Genomic DNA, 16,980 nt, shown 5'->3' on the forward strand with positions numbered 1-16,980 from the left:
GGAGGTCTTTGGCGCGGTAGACGACGGCCATGCCGCCGCGGCCGGTTTCGGCTTCCAGGCGGTAGCCGGCGATCTGGCGCCCGACCATGCCGGAGGGCAGCCCGGGCATGGACTCCGGCGCACGCACCGGCTCCGGCTCCGGCTCCGTCACCGCTTCCGGCTCCGCCGCCTGGGGTGCCACGGCTTGCGACTCCACCGGTCCCGGGTCCGCCCGCTCCTGCGGCGGTGGCGGGTCCGGTTGCGGAGTCGCCAACCGGTCCGCCGGCAGCGTCGGCTTGCGTTCGGGGTCCGGCTCCCTGCCCGCCGCTCCCCAGTCGTCCGAGGTCACGGGGCACCGGCCTGGGTGGGCGGATAGACGATCGGCGGCCGGGCGCCGCCCCCGGAGTCGCGGGAGTCCCCGGGGACGGCGGGCGCACCACCGGCACCCGCGCCCGCACCGGCACCCGCGCCACCGGAGTCCGGCCGGGCCCGGGCCGGACGGGCGGTCGCGGCGTACGTCTGGAGCTGGAGCCCGTCGCAGTAGCACCACCGGTCGTGCACCGCGTCGAACACCCACAGCGCGTCACCGTCGACGACCACCCCGAGCCGCTGGCCGTGGGAGCTGCGGCGGAAGCTCTCCAGGTCCAGCCGACCGGCGGCGAGATCCTCCAGCAGGGCGCGGTGGCGGGCCAGCGCACGCTCCGCGTCGGCCACCGCCGGGCGCGGGTCTGCCGTCCGGCTGATCGGCTGGCCGGCCTCCCGGGGCTCGCTCGGCAGGCTGATCAGCAGGCGGCCGTCCACCCAGGCGGACCAGCCGTTGGAGCAGACGATCCGGCTCCAGTCGCCCTGCTGCTCCAGGATCTGTACGGGCAGCAGCGGGTCCAGCCGGGCCGAGGGCTGCGACGGGTCCGGGGCCGTCCAGGTCGGCATCCCCTCCTGGGGGGCCACATGGGTGGGACGGAACGCGAACTCGTTCATACACCGGTCCTATCCGGCCACCCGGGAGCCCGCCACTCGGACAGGTGCACGGAGCGGCTACTTCCGCATGATCGCGGGCTCGTGTCTGCGCAGCAGGACGGCGACCAGGACGCCGAGAACCAGTGAGATCACCACCAGCATCCCCATGTCGAGCAGCCAGGCGTTCTGGGTGTGGCGGAACAGCGGGTCCGCGGTGAACCCGGTCGGCACGATCCGGTGCAGGTCGACCGTCCCGGCCATCGCGGCCAGACCCCACCGCGAGGGCACCAGCCAGGCGAACTGTTCCAGCCCCGGTGCGCCGTGCACCCGCAGCAGTGCGCCGCTGAAGACGATCTGCACGACCGAGAGGAGGACCAGCATCGGCATGGTGGCCTCCTCCTGGGTGGCCACGGTGGAGACCAGTAGGCCGAGCATCATGGCGGTGAAGGAGAGCAGCGCGACGGCCACGGCGATCTCGAACAGTGGTGGCAGGAACACCCCGGCGGGCGCGCCGGCGGTCAGCTTGACCCCCGTCAGCCCGACAGCGGTCAGCACCAGCGCCTGGACGACGGTGATCAACCCGAGTACCACCACCTTCGAGACGACGTAGGCCGAGCGGGACAGCCCGACCACCCGTTCTCGCTGGTAGATGGCCGATTCCTTGACCACTTCGCGCACCGCGTTGGCCGCTCCCATCAGCACACCGCCGACGCTCAGGGTGAGCAGGACGTTGAGGGCGTTCTCCGAGTTCAGGCGGTAGCCGACGATGGCGCGGCACATCAGGCCCATCATGAACGGCAGCGCGATCATGATGGTCAGGAACATCCGGTCGGCCGCCAGCACGGACGAGTAGCGCCGGACCAGCGTACTGAGCTGGGAGGGCCAGCTCTGCGGCTTGGCGGGCCGGCCCACGCCCGCGGGCTCGGGGGCCGACCGGCCGGGCTGGGCGACGGCCGAGGCCACGTACTGCTCGTACTCGGCGGACTCACGGAACTGGCCGGCCCAGGCGCGGTGCTCGTCGTTCTCGAACGCCTCGAACGCCTCGGGCCACTCGGTGAAGCCGAAGAAGGGCAGCGCCTCGGCGGGCGGCCCGAAGAACGCGGCCCGGCCACCGGGGGCGAGTACCAGCAGGCGGTCGCAGACGGCCAGGCTCAGCACGCTGTGGGTGACCACGACGACGGTCCGGCCGTCGTCGGCGAGGCCGCGCAGCATCTGCATCACCGAGCGCTCCATGCCCGGGTCCAGGCCCGAGGTCGGCTCGTCCAGGAAGAGCAGGGACGGCTTGGTGAGCAGCTCCAGCGCCACGCTCACCCGCTTGCGCTGGCCGCCGGAGAGGCTGGAGATGACCTGTTCGGCCCGCTTGTCCAGGCCGAGTTCGTGGATGACCTCGGTGACCCTGGCCTCCCGCTCGGACTTCGCGGTGTCGCCTGGGAAGCGCAACTCCGCCGCGTAGTGCAGTGCTCGACGCACCGTCAGCTGGGTGTGCAGGATGTCGTCCTGCGGGACGAGACCGATCCGCTGGCGCAGCTCCGCGTAGTCCCGGTAGAGGTCACGGCCGTCGTAGAGCACCGTGCCGTCGTCGGCGGGGCGCAGGCCGGTGAGGGCGTTGAGCAGGGTTGACTTGCCCGCGCCACTCGGGCCGGCCACGGCCAGCAGGGCCTTCTCGCCCAGCGGGAAGGTGACCTGGTCGAGCAGCACCCGCTTGTCCGGGCCGACCCGGACGGTGAGGCCGTGGACGTCCAGCGAGACCTCGCCGGTGTCGACGTACTCGACGAGTTCGCCGCCCACCAGGCAGAAGGCGGAGTGCCCGATGCCGATGATGTCCGTGGGCCCGACCCGGGCGGTGACGACCGCGCGGCCGTTGACGAAGGTGCCGTTGTGGCTCTCCAGGTCGGCGATCTCGTACTCGCCGTCCGGGAGGGCGCGCAGCTCCGCGTGGTGGCGCGAGACCACCAGGTCGTCGAGGACGAGGTCGTTGTCGTCGGTGCGGCCGATCCGGATGGTCCGGCTGGTCAGGTCAGGCAGCGGCCGTACGGTGGTGGGCTGGCGGAAGATGCCGGAAGCCTGTGGTGCGACCAGGGACGGCCGGTCGTACACGGCCGGCTCGGGCAGACCGGTGAAGCTGGCGGCGGGGCCGTCTGCGGGGTTGCCGAAGCGGATGCTGCTGCCCGGGCCGATGTCCCAGTGCTGGACCCGCTGACCGTCGGCGAAGGTGCCGTTGGTGCTGCCCACGTCGTCCAGTAACCAGTGCCCGTCGTCCGTGTGCAGGATGGCGTGGTGCCAGGACACCCGGGGGTCGTCGAGGACTATCTCGCTCGTCGGGTCGCGGCCGACGTGGTACGACCGGCTCGGCACGATCAGCTGCGAGTCGGTGTCGGTGGCGAAGATCAGAGGCGGCGCGGTGGGCGCGCCGGCGCGCTCTCCCATATCCGGATTCTATCGCCGCCGTCTGCCGGGGGCCGCTCGGGCGATTGCCGCAGGTGGCCGGGGCGGGGGTCGGTACGGGCGTGGCGCGCGGCTGCGCGGGCGGCCGGGTGTGCGGATGTCCGGGTGGCTGGGTGCTGGGCGATGGACGGCCGAGTGGGTGGACGGTTGCGGTAATGGATTTCCCCTGGGCGCCCGCGTGCCGTAGGGTCAGGTTCACCGACGCGGGGTGGAGCAGCTCGGTAGCTCGCTGGGCTCATAACCCAGAGGTCGCAGGTTCAAATCCTGTCCCCGCTACCAGTAGGACCGAAGGGCCGGCACTCAGGTGCCGGCCCTTCGGCGTTTCAAATCGTTGGCGAGAGAGAGCTGTTGCTCCCTAGATTGGCGCGGTGAACGACAAGGGCGCGGTGAGCGCCGATCCGGTCCCTTTTCCGCCGCACACCGTGCACGGCGTGCACGCCTGCTATGCCCGGCAGGCCTCCTGCCCCTCCTACTACGCGGACGTCCTGCTCGACTTCAGGAGGTTCGGCGGGTGGGGCGGCGGCGTCCGGGTCGCGATCTCCCAGGGGCTGGTGATCGACTCCTGGCTCGATGACGAGGAGTTGCCGCTGGAGTACCTCACGCACCTCGCGGAGGGCGTCGCCGAGGAGCTGGCTGAGAACCACCCCGAGTACCACGCCGACACCTTGGTGGTGGTCCGCGCCGTCAAGCTGCACCCGACGGACTCCAACATCTTCGCCTTCAAGGGGGTCGGCCGCGTCGCGGTCCGGGTGGCCGTCGAGCGGCTGAGGGGCGAGCAGGCGTAACCGTCATGTGGATGCGACCCGGCCGCACGGGCTGTCACTGCCATGGCCGATGATCGGCACATGACCTCCTGGAACTCGGGCCTCAGCGACCTTGCGCACCAGCACCTGCCGCCCGCCGTGGCCGAGCGTTGGATCGGCGTGCTGCGTCCCGCCGCACGGCTGGCCGTCGCTCCCGCTGCGTCCACCGCCCCCGATGCCACTGCCCCTGATGCCACCGCCTCCGCTGCGAATGGCGCTGCCGAGGCCGGTGTGGAGCAGGCCGGGGCGGGGCAGCTGGGCGGCCTGCCCGAGCTGCCGCCGGGCGTGCCGTGGCCGCAGTGGCCGGGACACGGGCCGCTCACCTTCATCGCCTCCGTCGACTGTGCGGCCCTGCCGCACGGCGAACTCGACCTGGAACTGCCCACGGGCGGCACCCTGCTGTTCTTCTACTTCGACGGGCAGCTCGACGGCGGGCAGGCGCTGGTCATCTACAGTGACCAGGAGAGCCAGGCCGGAGCCCGGGTGCTCTATGTCCCGGCCGGCGTGGAGACCGTCGAGCGGCCGCTGCCGGACGGTCTCACCGCTTACCCGCGCCTACCGCTCACCGCCCAGCCGGAGGCGACCGCGCCGGAGTACGACGAGCCGGCGCTCGCCGCTGCCTTCGGGACCGAGGGGCAGGACCCGGAGCACATGCTGGACCACCCGGTCTGTGGCGAGGACTTCACCGCTGCGGTGCACGCGGCCCGACCCGGCCCGCGCCACCGGATCGGCGGCTTCCCCCACCCCGTCCAGGGGTCGGTGCAGTACGAGGCGGCCCGTGCGGCCCTGGGCCCGGGTACGCAGTGGGACGACCCCCGGGTGCGCGCGATGGCGGACCGGCTGGTGCTGCTCGCCCAGATCGACAGCGACTACCGCGCGCGGATGATGTGGGGCGACATGGGCGTCCTGTACTGGCTGATCAGCCCGGAGGATCTCGCGGCCCGCCGCTTCGACAAGGCGCTGTTCACCTGGCAGTGCTGCTGAGCCGACCCCTTCGAGGATGAGGGTGCGGCGGCGCGAGCAGTCCTCGCCCGGGGCCGGCCCGCCCGCCCGACGCCTGCGGCAGGTGGGCCGGCCCCGGGCGAGGGCCGGGCCGCTGTCAGCGCCGGCCGGGTACCTTGGCGGCGAGGACGTCCACCGGGCGGATGTCCGGCTCACGCGCCAGCAGCCGAGGGGCCTCGGCGAGCAGGGTGGCGGCGATCCGCCCCTCCAGGTGAGCCCGGCGGTCGGCGTCGCTGCCGAAGGCGTCGAAGATCCCGAAGGTCGTCGGCCCCAGCCGCAGGGCGAACCAGACGACGGTGCCCTCCTCCCGCTCGGCGAGGGCGAGCGAGCTGGTGAGCAGCTCCTGGAGTTCGTCGATGTGGTCGGGCTTGGCCTCCAGCGTGGCGAGCAGACCCAGGGTGAGCATGGTGGTGGCTCCATTCGTTCGGTTGGGTTGGATCCGGTTCGGTTCGGTTCGGTTCGGTTTGGTTTGGTCGGGCGCGGCGGGGCGGGGACGGGGCGTTTGCGGGCCGGCGAAGTGATCAGACCCAGGGATAGCGCACGGTGGCCCGGCGGCGGGTGCGACACGTCCGCGCGGCGGCTGACGCTCGGCGAGTCGGACCGATCCCGGACGGGCGCGAGCCGCCCTCAGCCGGTCGCCGCCTCCGTCCCCTCGTCCGTCGTCCTGCTCTCGCCCTTGCTCCTGTCCCTGCCCTCAAGCCCGGCGCGGACCAGGGCGGCCGCGAGCCGGGGCAGCTCGGCGTCCGGGACGAGCTCCGCCAGCGCCGGTGAACTGTCCGGCAGGCCGTACGAGGCGGCGTACGTGCGGGCGCGCTCGTCGAAGAACGGCCGCAGCTCCGGCCAGACGCCCTGTGCCTCGCGGCAGAAGATGTCCGCTCCGACCGGGCCGATCCTCGGCACCTCCCGCAGCAGGGTCCGGATCCGCTCCGGATCGCCCCCGGCCTCCGCCCGCAACCGCCGCAGGTCGCCGTGCCAGCGGTCCAGGAGCAGCTTCGCACCGTTGATCAGCGCGGTCGCGGTGCTCTCGTCGTACCGTCGGTAGTGGGCCCGCCCCAGCGCGTCGACGATCGCCTGCCAGTCGGCACCGGCGGTGGCGGGGGCCGTGCGCAGGCCCGCGCGGGAGATCTCGCGGGCGGCCGCGGTCGCGATGTCCGCCCGGATCCGGGTGGAGCACAGCAGGGCCAGGACCAGCAACCGGTACAGCGGGGAGGGCCGGTCGCGCAGGGTGATGCCGGCCTCCTCGGCGTACGTCCGGCCGTCCTCCTCCAGCAGCCGCGCGACCTTGGCTCGGACCTCCTCGCTGCTCACCTGGTGACACAGCCCGTCACACGGCGAGCAGGCTCGTCAGGGCGTCGGCGTTCCGCTCCTCGTCGGCGAGGACGGACTCGATCAGGCGCCGGGAGTCGGGGTCGCGGTCGCCGAGCCACCGGACGATCTCCTGCTGGGCGGAGATGACGATGCGCGTCGCCTCCAGGCTCTCCTCCAGCATCACCCTGAGCTCGGCGCTGTCCGGTACGGAGTAGTCGGTCTGGCGGCGCTGGGCCAGTGTGGCGGGGTCGAAGTTGGGCCGCCCGCCGAGTTCGACGATACGTTCGGCGAGCTTCACGGCATGCCGCATCTCCCCGTCGGCATGGGTGCTCAGCCGGGCGCTGACGGCGGGGTGGTCGATGCCCTTGGTGGCGACGGCGTGCCGGGTGTCCCGCAGCCAGCCGACCACCTCCGCCGACACCACGTCGTTGAGCACGCTGATCAGCCGCTCGGTGTCCATACCCTGGCCGCTGGTCACGGGCCCTGCGGCCATGGTCTGCCGGGCCTCTCGGCGGATACGCTCGACATCCAGCGCCAGGCTCTCGCTCATGGCCGTGCCTTCCTCTAGGTCATGATCACGTGGACGGTCATGGTCATGTGGGTCATGGTCGCACCGGGCCGGTGCCCTGGTCGGTCTCCTCGTCCGGCACTGCGCGTATGTCCCGGCCGTCCGGGTTGAAACCGGGTTCGCCCGGGTGGCGGTGCCGGCGCCGACTCCGTGGGGATCCGTTCACTGCCGGACCAGTTCGATCGGGGATCTGCTCTGTGTCCGACATATTCGTCGGGCGAGGTGTTCGCCGGTGGGCCTGTTCTCGGGGCGAGGCCGGCGCCAGGCCGGAGCCAGGCCGACGCGGCGCTGAGCAAGCGCCCAAGCGCGCAAGATCCCTCCGCCCATCGTGCGCGGCGCCCCGATCGCCCGCATCTCCGCCGGTGCCTGTGCCGGTGTCGGTGCCGGTGTCTGGGGGCGCAATCGGAACTTGACGCGGAGCCGAGGTCGGATTGTCAGTGGTGCCCGAGATGCTGACGGCTCGGTCCGCCGGAGAAGGAGCGCCCCCGCCATGCCGATCCACGTTGCCGGCCGCCGCCGGGCGCCGGCCTCCCTGGCCGCGGAGTTCCCGGCCGCCGAGATCATCGACGTGACGTCGAGGGCCGTCGAGCCGTGGGTGCGGCTGAGCCCGTTCTATCCGCACGGCGGCATACCCGTGCCTCTCTCGGGCGGCGTGACCAGCCAGTCCGTGGAGGGGATCTGGCAGGCCCTCAAGGTCTTCGAGGGCGTGGACGTCGACCCCGCCAAGCTCACCGTGGCCACGATGAAGGGCCTGAAGCGGACGGTCCGCCGCTTCGGCCCTGTCCGCGGTCACCGCGCCGGGCTGCACGGCGGCGAGCTGCTCCCGTACGAGACGGCCCGGCGGCGGATCTACCTGCCCGCGTACCGCTGGGTCCTCGACAACCGGGTCGCGGACCTGGTCGAGCGGCTGCGCGTGAAGCGAGATGTCGTTCTGCTCGACTACACCACCAACGGTGACGTCGGTGACCCGGCCACCCCGCTCTCCCATGCCGCGCTCATCCGGCTGTACATCGAGGGCCGCTGGCCGGACGAGGGGGCCGGTGGTCCGGGGCCGGTGTCCGAGCCGGCCGCTCCGGCGGCCTGACGGCGGCGACGGGCGGCGCGGTGCCGGCGGCGCTCCGGACGGGTGAACGCTCCCCGGGATGCCCTCGCGGACATTGACATGTGACCAAATGGTCACCTATTTTCGAGGTATGGACATCGTGTTCAAGGCCCTCGCCGATCCGACCCGGCGCAGCCTGCTCGACGAACTCTTCCGGGAGGACGGGCAGACGCTCAGCGCGCTGGAGGCACGCTTCGACATCACGCGCTTCGCCGTGATGAAGCACCTCAAGCTGCTGGAGGCGGCCGGCCTGGTGGTGACCAGGCGGCAGGGGCGGGAGAAGCTGCACTACCTGAATCCGGTGCCCATCCGGCTCGTCCACGACCGGTGGGTGAGCAAGTACGCGGAACCCTGGGCCGCCGGGCTCAGCGGTCTCAAGAGCCGACTGGAGAGTCCGATGCAGAAGGTGTTCGAGATCTACATCCGCACCAGCCCGGAGCGCCTCTGGGAGGCGATCACCGATCCCGAGATCAGGAGCAAGTACAACTTCGGCGCCGGGGTCTCCTCGGACTGGAAGGTCGGCTCACGCTACGAGATGAGCAGTCCGCGGGCGGGCGGGCTGCTGGGGGAGGGGGAGATCCTGGAGATCGACCCGCCCCGCCGGCTGGTGCAGAGCATGATCGCGCTCTGGAGCGACGAGGTGAAGAGCGAGGGGACGTCCCGGGTCACCTGGGAGATCGAGCCGGTCGGCGACTCCTGCCGGCTGACCGTCACCCACGACCAGCTGCGCGAGGGCGCGAACGACGAGCTCTACGGCGGCTGGCCGATGATCCTCTCCGGCCTGAAGACCTGGCTGGAGACGGGCGAGCTGCTCACCACGCCGGGATCGCTGCTCTACACCTGAGTCCAGCGGGACGGCGCCGGTGCTGACGCCGGTCCCGGCGTCAGTGCCGTGTACTCCAGCGGGGCGGAGGGCTCGCGCCACTCCAGCGCCTCCTGGATCCGGGTGCGACGGCGTGCACATGCGCCCGGGCGGCGCTCTCGGGCGCCACGCCGCCGAGGCGGGCGTGCTCGTCCATGCTGGCCGCCACGGCGCGCCCGGGCAGCCTTCCGTCCCGTACTGGCCCGGCCGTAACTGCAACCATTGTGTAGAAGTAGGCGGCGTCGTCGCGCACGCCCGTGGTGCGCGACGTCGCCTGACGGAGGTTCAGAATCGGCCGGGGGGTGGCAGCAGGCCGGTCCGGACACAGGTGTCCAGGTAGCGGTGGACCAGCTCGCGGTCGATGCGGGGGCAGAGGGCGCCGGTCGCGGCCACCGCGCGGGCCGCAGGGCCGGCGTGGAGGGGGGCGGGTGTCGGCCGCCAGGTTGTCCCGGGCTGGGAGGGGCAGCCCCCCGGGCAGGCGGGGGATCGCGAAGCCGTAGTCGGCCACCCAGTCGAGGATCTCGGAGAGGTCGGTAGGCGGGTGCGGCGCGAGGTTGAACACGGCGCCCGTGCCCGTGGCCGTCCCCATGGCCGACAGTCGGACGACGGCCAGCGCCACGTAGTCGGCGGGCGTCCAGACCTCACGTACCCCGCCGAGTCCGCCACCGGGCGCGCCGGGCATGCCGAGCGCACCAGCCACGCCGGGCACACGCGGCAGTTCTCTTGCGCGGACCACCTCGCACAGCAGCCGCCAGAACACGTCCGCGCCGTCGACGCCCGCCGTGGTCGGCGGTTCGGTGACCCGGCCCAGGCGGTAGACGGCGACCCGCAGGCCCCGTGCGGCCGCCTGGGCCAGGAGGTGCTCGGCCGCCCACTTGCTCTTCAGGTAGCCGCCCGTCAGGCCTGGATGCGGCGCCAGGAACCCCTCCCGCCCGGATTCGCCGAGGCCGGGCGGGCAGAGGGCGAGGGTGGACAGATGGTGCAGGGCGGTCGGGCGGCCCGCAGCCGCCAGCCGCAGCAGCTCCGATGTCCCGCCGACGTTGACGGTCCGTATGCTCCGGTAGTCGCTGGTGAGGCTGACGGCGGCGGCGCTGTGGTAGATCGCGTCGCAGTCCGAGGCGAGGCGCTCCCACGCCGATCGATCGAGCCCCAGCCGGGGCCGGGCCAGGTCGCTCGGCAGCACCTGGACGCGGTCCTCCCAGCAGCCGGGTGAGCGGGGGTCGGGCAGACCCCGTTCGGCCATCGCCCGGCGCAGCCGGTTCAGTCCCTCACCGCAGGAATCGGCCCGGACGGCGCAGACGATCCGCGCATCGGTGCCGGTCAGGAGTTCGTGCAGCAGGTGGACTCCGACGAAGCCGGTGGCGCCGGTGATGAGCAGTACCCGGTCGGCGGCCCGGCGGACCCGTGCGGGCCCGCCCGCCGGCCGCACCTCGGCGGGCAGCACGGCGTCGGCGGGGAGGTCCCCCGGGGACGGATCCGCGTCGCGCTCGGCGGTGGCCGCCGGCTCGCAGCGCAGCAGCCCGGCCAGGGCGGCGGCCGTCGGGTGCCGCACGACGGCGTGCGCCGCGACCTCCCGGCCGAGCCGGTCCGCGAGCCGCCCGGCCACCCGGAGGGCATGCAGTGACTGGCCGTCGAGCTCGAAGAAGTCGTCGTGGACGGAGAGTCCGCCGCGTCCGAGGACCTCCTCCCAGACGGCGAGGACGAGGCGCTCCAGGGGGTCGGGAGCCTCCCGGGTGCCGCCGCCCGGCGCGGGGAGCAGGCGCAGGGCGGTCGCCGAAGCGGCTCGTCCAGAACGCCTGGTCCCGCTCGAAGTCCGGCGAGGCCACGTACGCGTGGTCCTCGTCGAGCACCGGGGCGAGCGGGCCGAACGGCCGGCCCGCCGGTGTAGCGCCCGCGACCAGCGCGGTGTAGCGCGCGGCGACCCGCCGGATCAGCAGCACGAGCCCGAAGCCGTCCAGCGCTATGTGGTGTACCCGCTGGTACCAGAGGAACCGGTTCTCCCCCAGGCGGAACAGGGCGTGGGCGAAGAGCGGCCCGGCCGCGAGATCGACCGGTACGGCCAGGTCGGTACGCATCCACGCCTCGGCCGCGCCGTACGGATCGGGCTCGGAGCCGACGTCGAGCACCGGCAGCGGCCAGCCGGGCGAGGGCGCGATCGTCAGCCCGGCGCCGCCGCCCGGCCCGTCGGGCGTGTACCGGCAGTGCAGCGTCTCGGCCTCGGCGACGGTCGCGCGCAGCGCGCGCTCGAACCGCGTGAGGTCCAGCGGGCCGGCGATCTCCACGCACTGGCCGAGGTTGTAGAGCGGGTCCCCCGGCAGGAATCGTTGGCCGGCCCAGATGCCGGACTGGGCCGCTGAGGGCCGCAACGGGGGGACGGGGTTGACGGGCATCGGGCACTCCGGCCGTACGGCGGCGGTGGGACGGGGCGGCGCCGACGCGTCGAGGGGACCCGGCCGCGCGCACGTGCTACCGCTCGCGGCCACCGCCGGCAGGGCCCGAGGACAGCCCCGTTCAGCGCGGCGCGAGCGCGTCCAGCGCCGTCCGCACCACACCGCCGGCCTCGGCGAGCGCGGCCCGCGCCGCCTCGGGGCCGGCGGCGCTGAGCAGGACCAGCAGCGCGGGCTTCAGCTCCCCGGACGTGGCCTGCAGCGCGGCCCGGCAGGCGTCCGGGCCGGCGCCGGTGGCCTGGGCGAGGATGGTGAGCCGGCGGTCCAGCAGCTTGGCGTTGGTGGCCGCCACGTCCACCATCAGGTTGGAGTAGGTACGTCCCAGCCGGACCATGACGGCGGTGGAGAAGCTGTGCAGCACCAGCTTCTGCGCCGTGCCCGCCTTCATCCGGGTGGAGCCGGTGACCACCTCGGGGCCGGTCGGCGTACAGATGTGCAGGTCGGCCAGGCGGGCCAGCGGTGCGGCGGGGTTGGAGCTGACCAGCGCCGTGGTCGCGCCGGCCGCCCGGGCCGCGCGCAGCGCGCCTGCGACGTACGGGGTGCGGCCGCTCGCCGCCAGTCCGATGACGACGTCCCCGCTGCCCACCTCGGCGACGGCCAGCCGCCCGCCCTCCTCGCTGTCCTCGGCCCCCTCCACGGCCCGGGTCAGCGCGCGCTCGCCGCCGGCGAGATGGGCGGTGATCCTGCCCGGCTCCAGCCCGTACGTCGGGGCCAGCTCGGCTGCGTCCAGCACGGCGTAGCGGCCCGAGGATCCGGCGCCGACGTAGTGCACCCGCCGCCCGGCGCGCAGCGCCGCCACGGCCGCGTCCACCGCGCGCGCCAGCTCGGGCAGCGCGGCGGCCACGGCGGCGGGCACCCGCTCGTCCTCCCGGTTGACGATCCGCAGGATCTCCAGGGCGGGGAGCCGGTCGAGGTCGGTGGAGGCCGGGTTGCGGGCCTCGGTGGGGGAGTCCGTCGGGGGGTTCACGGCACCTCGCGGGCGGTCGGCGAACAGCGGGCGGCGGTTCAGTCGGGCAGCGGGCAGCGGGCAGCGGGCAGCGGTCAGCGGTCGGCGGACCGGCAGGGCTAGCACGCGGAGCGGTCGCGGCGGCACCTGCAACGCCGCGGAGCCGATTGAATCGGCGGAGCCGGGGTGTCGAGGATTCTTCCACGGCACCGGGGCGATAGGGATACCGACATGACGGCCGAACAGCTCGATGCGCAGCCCGCCCACGCCGGTGACTGGGTGCTGGGCGTCGACATCGGCGGTACGGGCGTCCGCCTGGCCGCAGCCCGGCTGACGGCCGACGGCCCGGCCGGCCGGCCGGCCACCACCGGGGCACCCGCCCCCAGGCCCGCCGCCGCCTGGCCCGCGATCGCCGCGGAGCTCGAACTGCGCTCGCCCGCCCGCACCGGTGCCGACGGCATCGACGCCGGCGCGCTCCTCGATCCGCTGCTGCCCGCCGTCCGCGCCCTGCTGGGCCAGGTCGGCACGGCGGCGGTGCACAGCGTCGCGGTCGGTGCGAGCGGGATGGCGCTGCTCGGCCGGGACCTCGCCGCCCGGCTCCCCGATCCCCTCACCGAGGCCTGCGGCGCCCGCCGGCTCATCCTCGCGAGCGACGCCGTCGCCGCCTACGCGGGCGCCCTCGGAGCCCGTCCCGGCGTGGTGGTCGCCGCGGGGACGGGCATGGTCGCCCTCGGCACCGACCTCGCCACCGGCTGGCACCGCGCCGACGGCTGGGGTCACCTGCTGGGCGACTGCGGCGGCGGCGCCTGGATCGGCCGCGCCGCCCTGGACGCCGCATTGCGCGCCCACGACGGCCGCGCCGGCGGCTCGGCCGCCCTGCTCGACCTGGCCGTCCGCAGACTCGGCCCGGTCACCGGCCTGCCCGCCGCCGTACAACGCTCCGACCGGGCCGGGCTGCTGGCGAGCCTGGCCCCGGATGTGGCGGCCGCCGCCGAGGCGGGCGAGAGGGTGGCGCTCGACATCCTGGCGCGGGCGGCGAGGGAGATCGCGGCCACCGCCATCGCCGCGGCCGCGCGGATCGAGGGGCCCCGGTACGTCGCCCTCACGGGCCGGCTCTTCGAGTTCGGCCCGCTGCTGCGCGGCCCGGTCGAACAGCACCTCGGCGCCGGGCTGGACGACGCCCGGCTCGTCCCGGCGGAGGGCCCGCCGCTGCTCGGGGCCGTCCGCCTGGCCGCGGCCGCCGCGGTCGGCGACCTGCCCTGGCCGGCCGAGGCCCCGTTGCTGCGGGTGATCCAGCGCCCGTGACCGTCTGCGCGTGACCCGGCCCCTGCGGCCGTCCGCGCAGCTGCCCGGCCGGCGACTACCCCTTGACGGCGCCCGCCGTCAGACCGCCCGCCAGGTGCCGCTGCACCAGCGCGAAGAGGACCACCACCGGCAGCGCCACGATGACCGCCCCGGCCATCAGCGCGCCGTAGTCGGTCCCCTCCGAGGTGACGAAGTGGGTCAGCCAGAGCGGCACGGTGTACTGCTCGGGGGAGGCGAGCAGGAAGTAGGCGAACAGGTACTCGTTCCAGGCCAGCACCATGGCGTAGACGGAGGTGGCGATCAGGCCGGGCAGGACCAGCGGCAGGATGATCCGCCGGAACGCCCCGAACCTGCTGCACCCGTCGACCAGCGCGGCCTCCTCCAACTCGCGCGGTACGGCGGCGATGAAGCCCCGCAGCGTCCAGAGCGCGAACGGCAGGACGAACGCGAGGTACGTCAGCACCAGGCCCGGCACCGAGTCGGTGAGGCCGACGTCGCTGAGGGTCAGGAACAGCGGGATCACCAGGGCGACATGCGGCACCAGCTGCACCAGCAGCACCACCGCGAGGTACGCGCCACGGCCCCGGAAGCGGAACCGCGCGACGGCCAGCGCCGAGGCGAAGGCGAGCGTGACGGCCGCTGCCACCGTGGCGCCGGTCACCACGGCGCTGTTGCCCAACGCCGTCCAGAACAGCGGGTCGGCGGCCACCTGTTCGAAGTGCGCCAGAGTCGGGTGGCGCGGCCAGAGCCGGGGGTCGGCGGCCCGGATCTCCGCGCCGGGCCGCAGCGCCGTCGCTGCCATCCAGTACACGGGGAAGGCCCAGAGCGCGGCCACCGCCAGGGCCAGGGCGCTCCATCCGGCGGTACGCAGCCGGGAGTGGTTCACGGGGCATCTCCGATCCTGGCGATCTGACGCAGGTACACCACCATCACCACGAGCAACAGCAGTACCGTCAGTACCGCGCTCGCCGAGGCCAGCCCGTAGTCGTGGCCGGCGTAGGCCTTCACATAGGCGTAGATCCCGAGGGTGAAGTAGTCGGGGCCGGGGGCTCCCTGGCGCAGGATCCAGATCTGGTTGAAGACCTGGAAGTCCCAGATCACCGAGAGCGTGGCCAGCAGCGCCAGCAGCGGCCGTAGCACGGGCAGGGTGACGTACCGGAACACCTGCCGGGCTTGCGCGCCGTCCAGCCGGGCGGCCTCCTCCAGCTCGGCGGGGACTTGGCCGAGCCCGGCGTACACCGTCACGCCGATCAGCGGGACGGCGCCCCAGACCACCACGGCGGTGGCCACCGCCAGGCCCTGCACAGGGTCGGCGTACCAGTTGTGCGCCTGCATACCCAGCGCCCGGTTGACGATGCCCGCGTTGTAGTCGGTCATCCAGGCGAAGATCTCGGTGGAGACGAAGCTGGGGACGGCCCAGGCGAGCACCAGGGCGAAGGTGACGGTTCGCCGGCACCACGGCGGCACGCGCCGCATCAGCAGGGCGATCCCGGTGCCTGCCGCCATCGACAGGCCGGCCATCGCCGCGGTCAGGACGACGGTGCGCACCAGCACCGTCCAGAACTCCGGATCGCCCAGCAGTGTGGCGTAGTTGTCGAGGCCGGCGAAGGCGGGCCCGTCCGGGCTGAAGATCTGCCGTACACCCCAGTGCTGTACGGACAGCACCAGCACCCGCCCGAGCGGGAAGCCGAGGACGGCGATCAGCATCAGCACGGAGGGGGCGAGGAGCAGGTACGGGGCGTGGTCGCGGCGTTGTCGCCGCCCTCGGGCGCGTGCGGCGGGTGCGGGCCGGGCCCGGGGCGGGGTGGTGGTGCTGGGGGTGGTGAGCAAGGAGAGGTCTCCTCCACGGGAGGGGTCGGGAGGTCGGGGGGTCGGGGGGTCGGGGGGTCAGGGGGTCAGGAGGTGTTGAGCACGTCCTCGATCCGCCGGCCGTAGCGCCGGGTGGCGTCCTCCGGGCTCGATCTGCCGGTGGCGATGTCCACCAGCAGCTGCCGCAGCAGGTTGGCCTTCTCCACGGCGGCCCAGTTGTCGGCGGGCGGCACGCTCCAGCTGTCCTCCAGCCCGGTGAAGTACCCGGCCCGCTGCGGGTCGTCCGAGGCCAGGGCCATGGTGTTGGCGAGGAACCCGCCGGCCAGGAACTCCTTCTCCCGTTCGGTGGAGGTGAACCGGCGGATCCACTCCGTCGCCCAGCGCTGGTGCCCGCTCTTGGCCGGGACGGCCAGCACCGAGCCGCCGAGGAACGGCGGCGCGTACCGGCCCGCCCGGGTGGGGCTGGGCATCGGGAAGGAGCCGATTCGGTCCTTCAGCGCCGGGTCGCCCTCCTTGCCGAACACCTTCACCAGCTGCCCGTTGGTGCTGAAGGACATCGCGGCCGTGCCGGCCGCCAGGGCGGGGGCCGCGCCCAGGTCGTTGGCCGTGCGGTCGCCCCGCATCCCGGCGTCGACCAGCGCCTTCCAGTTCCTCAGCCCGGCAACCGACGCAGGCGAGGACAGCTCGCAGTGCCAGCGGCCGTCCGGCCGGCGGGTGGCGATCGCCCCGCCCGCGTCGAAGACGAACGGCAGCGCGCCGTACGGGTGCTGGCCGGGCAGGAAGAACGGTGAGAACCCCGGCTCGTCCCGGTGCCGGTCGGCCAGCGCCCGTACGGCGTCCAGTAGTTCGGTCCAGCTGGCGGGCGGCCGCTCGATCCCGGCGTCGGCGAGCAGGTCCCGGCGGTACACGACCGCTCGGGTGCCGCCGTAGTACGGCACGCAGTACAGCCTGCCGCCCAGCGAACAGGCGTCCAGCAGCGGCTTCTGCCAGCCGGAGCTGCCGTCGAAGTCCGCCCTGCGGGCCGAGAGATCGACGAAGGCGCCGGCGCCGTTGTACAGCGCGGTCTCGCTGTTGCCCAGCTCGATCACGTCGGGGACGGTGTCGGCCTGGGCGGCGGCGTCGAACTTCGCCAGGTGGTCGGCCCAGGCCTGGTAGGCGACGCTCACCTGCACCTGCGGGTAGACCCTGCGGAACTCGGCGGTCGCCGCCTCCACGGACTTCGGCCAGGTGGTCCTGGCGTCCGTCTGGAGCCAGACCACCAGTTTGCCGGGCCCGTCCTCGGGGGCCTGCGGTGCGGTGCGCCCGGAGGAAGCCGGGCTGCACGCGGCGGTGGCGGCCAGTGCCAGCGCCAGCAGGGGCGCGAGCACCGGTGCGAGGGAGCTGCGTCGCACGGGTCCTCCTGGGTCGGTGGGCGCGCGCTGCGGGGGCGCTGCAGGGCGCTGCGGCG

At 73.8% G+C, this 16,980-nt stretch carries 15 protein-coding genes, 1 tRNA gene and 2 pseudogenes; 6 read left to right on the plus strand and 12 right to left on the minus strand.

Annotation, left to right across the window (positions count from 1 at the left end):
- The 3 genes and pseudogenes from ACIBH3_RS26730 to ACIBH3_RS26740 form a co-directional block, all read right to left on the minus strand.
- A pseudogene (locus tag ACIBH3_RS26730) lies at positions 1-328 on the minus strand (hypothetical protein); the annotation flags it as partial.
- A complete protein-coding gene (locus tag ACIBH3_RS26735; RefSeq protein WP_396314623.1) occupies positions 325-957 on the minus strand; it encodes a hypothetical protein in 633 nt (210 codons plus the stop codon). The pseudogene ACIBH3_RS26730 and the gene ACIBH3_RS26735, both read right to left, overlap by 4 nt.
- Positions 958-1,014: 57 nt before the next feature.
- A complete protein-coding gene (locus ACIBH3_RS26740) occupies positions 1,015-3,363 on the minus strand; it encodes an FHA domain-containing protein (protein ID WP_396314624.1) in 2,349 nt (782 codons plus the stop codon).
- A gap of 220 nt (positions 3,364-3,583) precedes the next feature.
- Here ACIBH3_RS26740 and ACIBH3_RS26745 point away from each other — a divergent pair.
- From ACIBH3_RS26745 to ACIBH3_RS26755, 3 genes are all read left to right on the plus strand, one after another.
- Positions 3,584-3,660 (plus strand) — tRNA-Met (locus ACIBH3_RS26745).
- A 152-nt stretch (positions 3,661-3,812) separates the two neighbouring features.
- The gene (locus ACIBH3_RS26750) at positions 3,813-4,166 is read left to right on the plus strand and encodes a hypothetical protein (RefSeq protein WP_396314625.1); all 354 of its coding nucleotides are present in this window, start codon (positions 3,813-3,815) and stop codon (positions 4,164-4,166) included.
- Between the two features lie 60 nt (positions 4,167-4,226).
- A complete protein-coding gene (locus tag ACIBH3_RS26755; protein ID WP_396314626.1) occupies positions 4,227-5,168 on the plus strand; it encodes a YwqG family protein in 942 nt (313 codons plus the stop codon).
- A gap of 115 nt (positions 5,169-5,283) precedes the next feature.
- Here ACIBH3_RS26755 and ACIBH3_RS26760 read toward each other — a convergent pair whose 3' ends face one another.
- The 3 genes from ACIBH3_RS26760 to ACIBH3_RS26770 all read right to left on the minus strand — a co-directional run bounded on the left by ACIBH3_RS26760 (position 5,284) and on the right by ACIBH3_RS26770 (position 7,044).
- Positions 5,284-5,592 carry a putative quinol monooxygenase gene (locus tag ACIBH3_RS26760; RefSeq protein WP_396314627.1) on the minus strand — a complete coding sequence of 103 codons (309 nt, stop codon included), beginning with the start codon at positions 5,590-5,592 and terminating at the stop codon, positions 5,284-5,286.
- Positions 5,593-5,813: 221 nt separating this feature from the next.
- Positions 5,814-6,494, minus strand: a complete 681-nt coding sequence (locus tag ACIBH3_RS26765) for an endonuclease (protein WP_396314628.1) — start codon at positions 6,492-6,494, stop codon at positions 5,814-5,816.
- Positions 6,495-6,510: 16 nt separating this feature from the next.
- Positions 6,511-7,044: a bacterioferritin gene (locus ACIBH3_RS26770; RefSeq protein ID WP_396314629.1), complete on the minus strand. Its 534-nt coding sequence runs from the start codon at positions 7,042-7,044 to the stop codon at positions 6,511-6,513.
- Positions 7,045-7,552: 508 nt separating this feature from the next.
- On the opposite strand from ACIBH3_RS26770, the gene ACIBH3_RS26775 reads away from it, so the two are divergent.
- Together ACIBH3_RS26775 and ACIBH3_RS26780 are read left to right on the plus strand one after the other, a co-directional pair.
- The gene (locus ACIBH3_RS26775) at positions 7,553-8,146 is read left to right on the plus strand and encodes a DUF6939 family protein (RefSeq protein ID WP_396314630.1); all 594 of its coding nucleotides are present in this window, start codon (positions 7,553-7,555) and stop codon (positions 8,144-8,146) included.
- Positions 8,147-8,255: 109 nt separating this feature from the next.
- Positions 8,256-9,008: an ArsR/SmtB family transcription factor gene (locus tag ACIBH3_RS26780; RefSeq protein ID WP_396314631.1), complete on the plus strand. Its 753-nt coding sequence runs from the start codon at positions 8,256-8,258 to the stop codon at positions 9,006-9,008.
- Positions 9,009-9,048: 40 nt separating this feature from the next.
- Here ACIBH3_RS26780 and ACIBH3_RS26785 read toward each other — a convergent pair whose 3' ends face one another.
- The 3 genes and pseudogenes from ACIBH3_RS26785 to murQ form a co-directional block, all read right to left on the minus strand.
- Positions 9,049-10,791: a thioester reductase domain-containing protein gene (locus ACIBH3_RS26785; protein WP_396314699.1), complete on the minus strand. Its 1,743-nt coding sequence runs from the start codon at positions 10,789-10,791 to the stop codon at positions 9,049-9,051.
- A gap of 67 nt (positions 10,792-10,858) precedes the next feature.
- Positions 10,859-11,416, minus strand: a pseudogene (locus tag ACIBH3_RS26790) (condensation domain-containing protein); the annotation flags it as partial.
- A 121-nt stretch (positions 11,417-11,537) separates the two neighbouring features.
- A complete protein-coding gene (gene murQ / locus ACIBH3_RS26795; RefSeq protein WP_396314632.1) occupies positions 11,538-12,440 on the minus strand; it encodes an N-acetylmuramic acid 6-phosphate etherase in 903 nt (300 codons plus the stop codon).
- A 210-nt stretch (positions 12,441-12,650) separates the two neighbouring features.
- On the opposite strand from murQ, the gene ACIBH3_RS26800 reads away from it, so the two are divergent.
- The gene (locus ACIBH3_RS26800; RefSeq protein WP_396314633.1) at positions 12,651-13,724 is read left to right on the plus strand and encodes a BadF/BadG/BcrA/BcrD ATPase family protein; all 1,074 of its coding nucleotides are present in this window, start codon (positions 12,651-12,653) and stop codon (positions 13,722-13,724) included.
- A gap of 55 nt (positions 13,725-13,779) precedes the next feature.
- Here ACIBH3_RS26800 and ACIBH3_RS26805 read toward each other — a convergent pair whose 3' ends face one another.
- The 3 genes from ACIBH3_RS26805 to ACIBH3_RS26815 form a co-directional block, all read right to left on the minus strand.
- Positions 13,780-14,610: a carbohydrate ABC transporter permease gene (locus ACIBH3_RS26805; protein ID WP_396314634.1), complete on the minus strand. Its 831-nt coding sequence runs from the start codon at positions 14,608-14,610 to the stop codon at positions 13,780-13,782.
- Complete coding sequence (locus ACIBH3_RS26810) at positions 14,607-15,554, minus strand: carbohydrate ABC transporter permease (protein ID WP_396314635.1); 948 nt, start codon at positions 15,552-15,554, stop codon at positions 14,607-14,609. The genes ACIBH3_RS26805 and ACIBH3_RS26810 overlap by 4 nt, the downstream gene beginning before the upstream one ends.
- A gap of 65 nt (positions 15,555-15,619) precedes the next feature.
- Complete coding sequence (locus ACIBH3_RS26815) at positions 15,620-16,924, minus strand: extracellular solute-binding protein (protein WP_396314636.1); 1,305 nt, start codon at positions 16,922-16,924, stop codon at positions 15,620-15,622.
- Between the last annotated feature and the right edge of the window lie 56 nt (positions 16,925-16,980).

The sequence above is a fragment of the Kitasatospora sp. NPDC050543 genome, assembly GCF_044457565.1.
Lineage (GTDB): Bacteria > Actinomycetota > Actinomycetes > Streptomycetales > Streptomycetaceae > Kitasatospora.

Coding starts and splice junctions, on each gene's coding strand:
- ACIBH3_RS26735 (WP_396314623.1), bottom strand. CDS start 957: ATGAACGAGTTCGCGTTCCGTCCCACCCATGTGGCCCCCCAGGAGGGG.
- ACIBH3_RS26740 (WP_396314624.1), bottom strand. CDS start 3,363: ATGGGAGAGCGCGCCGGCGCGCCCACCGCGCCGCCTCTGATCTTCGCC.
- ACIBH3_RS26755 (WP_396314626.1), top strand. CDS start 4,227: ATGACCTCCTGGAACTCGGGCCTCAGCGACCTTGCGCACCAGCACCTG.
- ACIBH3_RS26760 (WP_396314627.1), bottom strand. CDS start 5,592: ATGCTCACCCTGGGTCTGCTCGCCACGCTGGAGGCCAAGCCCGACCAC.
- ACIBH3_RS26770 (WP_396314629.1), bottom strand. CDS start 7,044: ATGAGCGAGAGCCTGGCGCTGGATGTCGAGCGTATCCGCCGAGAGGCC.
- ACIBH3_RS26775 (WP_396314630.1), top strand. CDS start 7,553: ATGCCGATCCACGTTGCCGGCCGCCGCCGGGCGCCGGCCTCCCTGGCC.
- ACIBH3_RS26780 (WP_396314631.1), top strand. CDS start 8,256: ATGGACATCGTGTTCAAGGCCCTCGCCGATCCGACCCGGCGCAGCCTG.
- ACIBH3_RS26800 (WP_396314633.1), top strand. CDS start 12,651: ATGACGGCCGAACAGCTCGATGCGCAGCCCGCCCACGCCGGTGACTGG.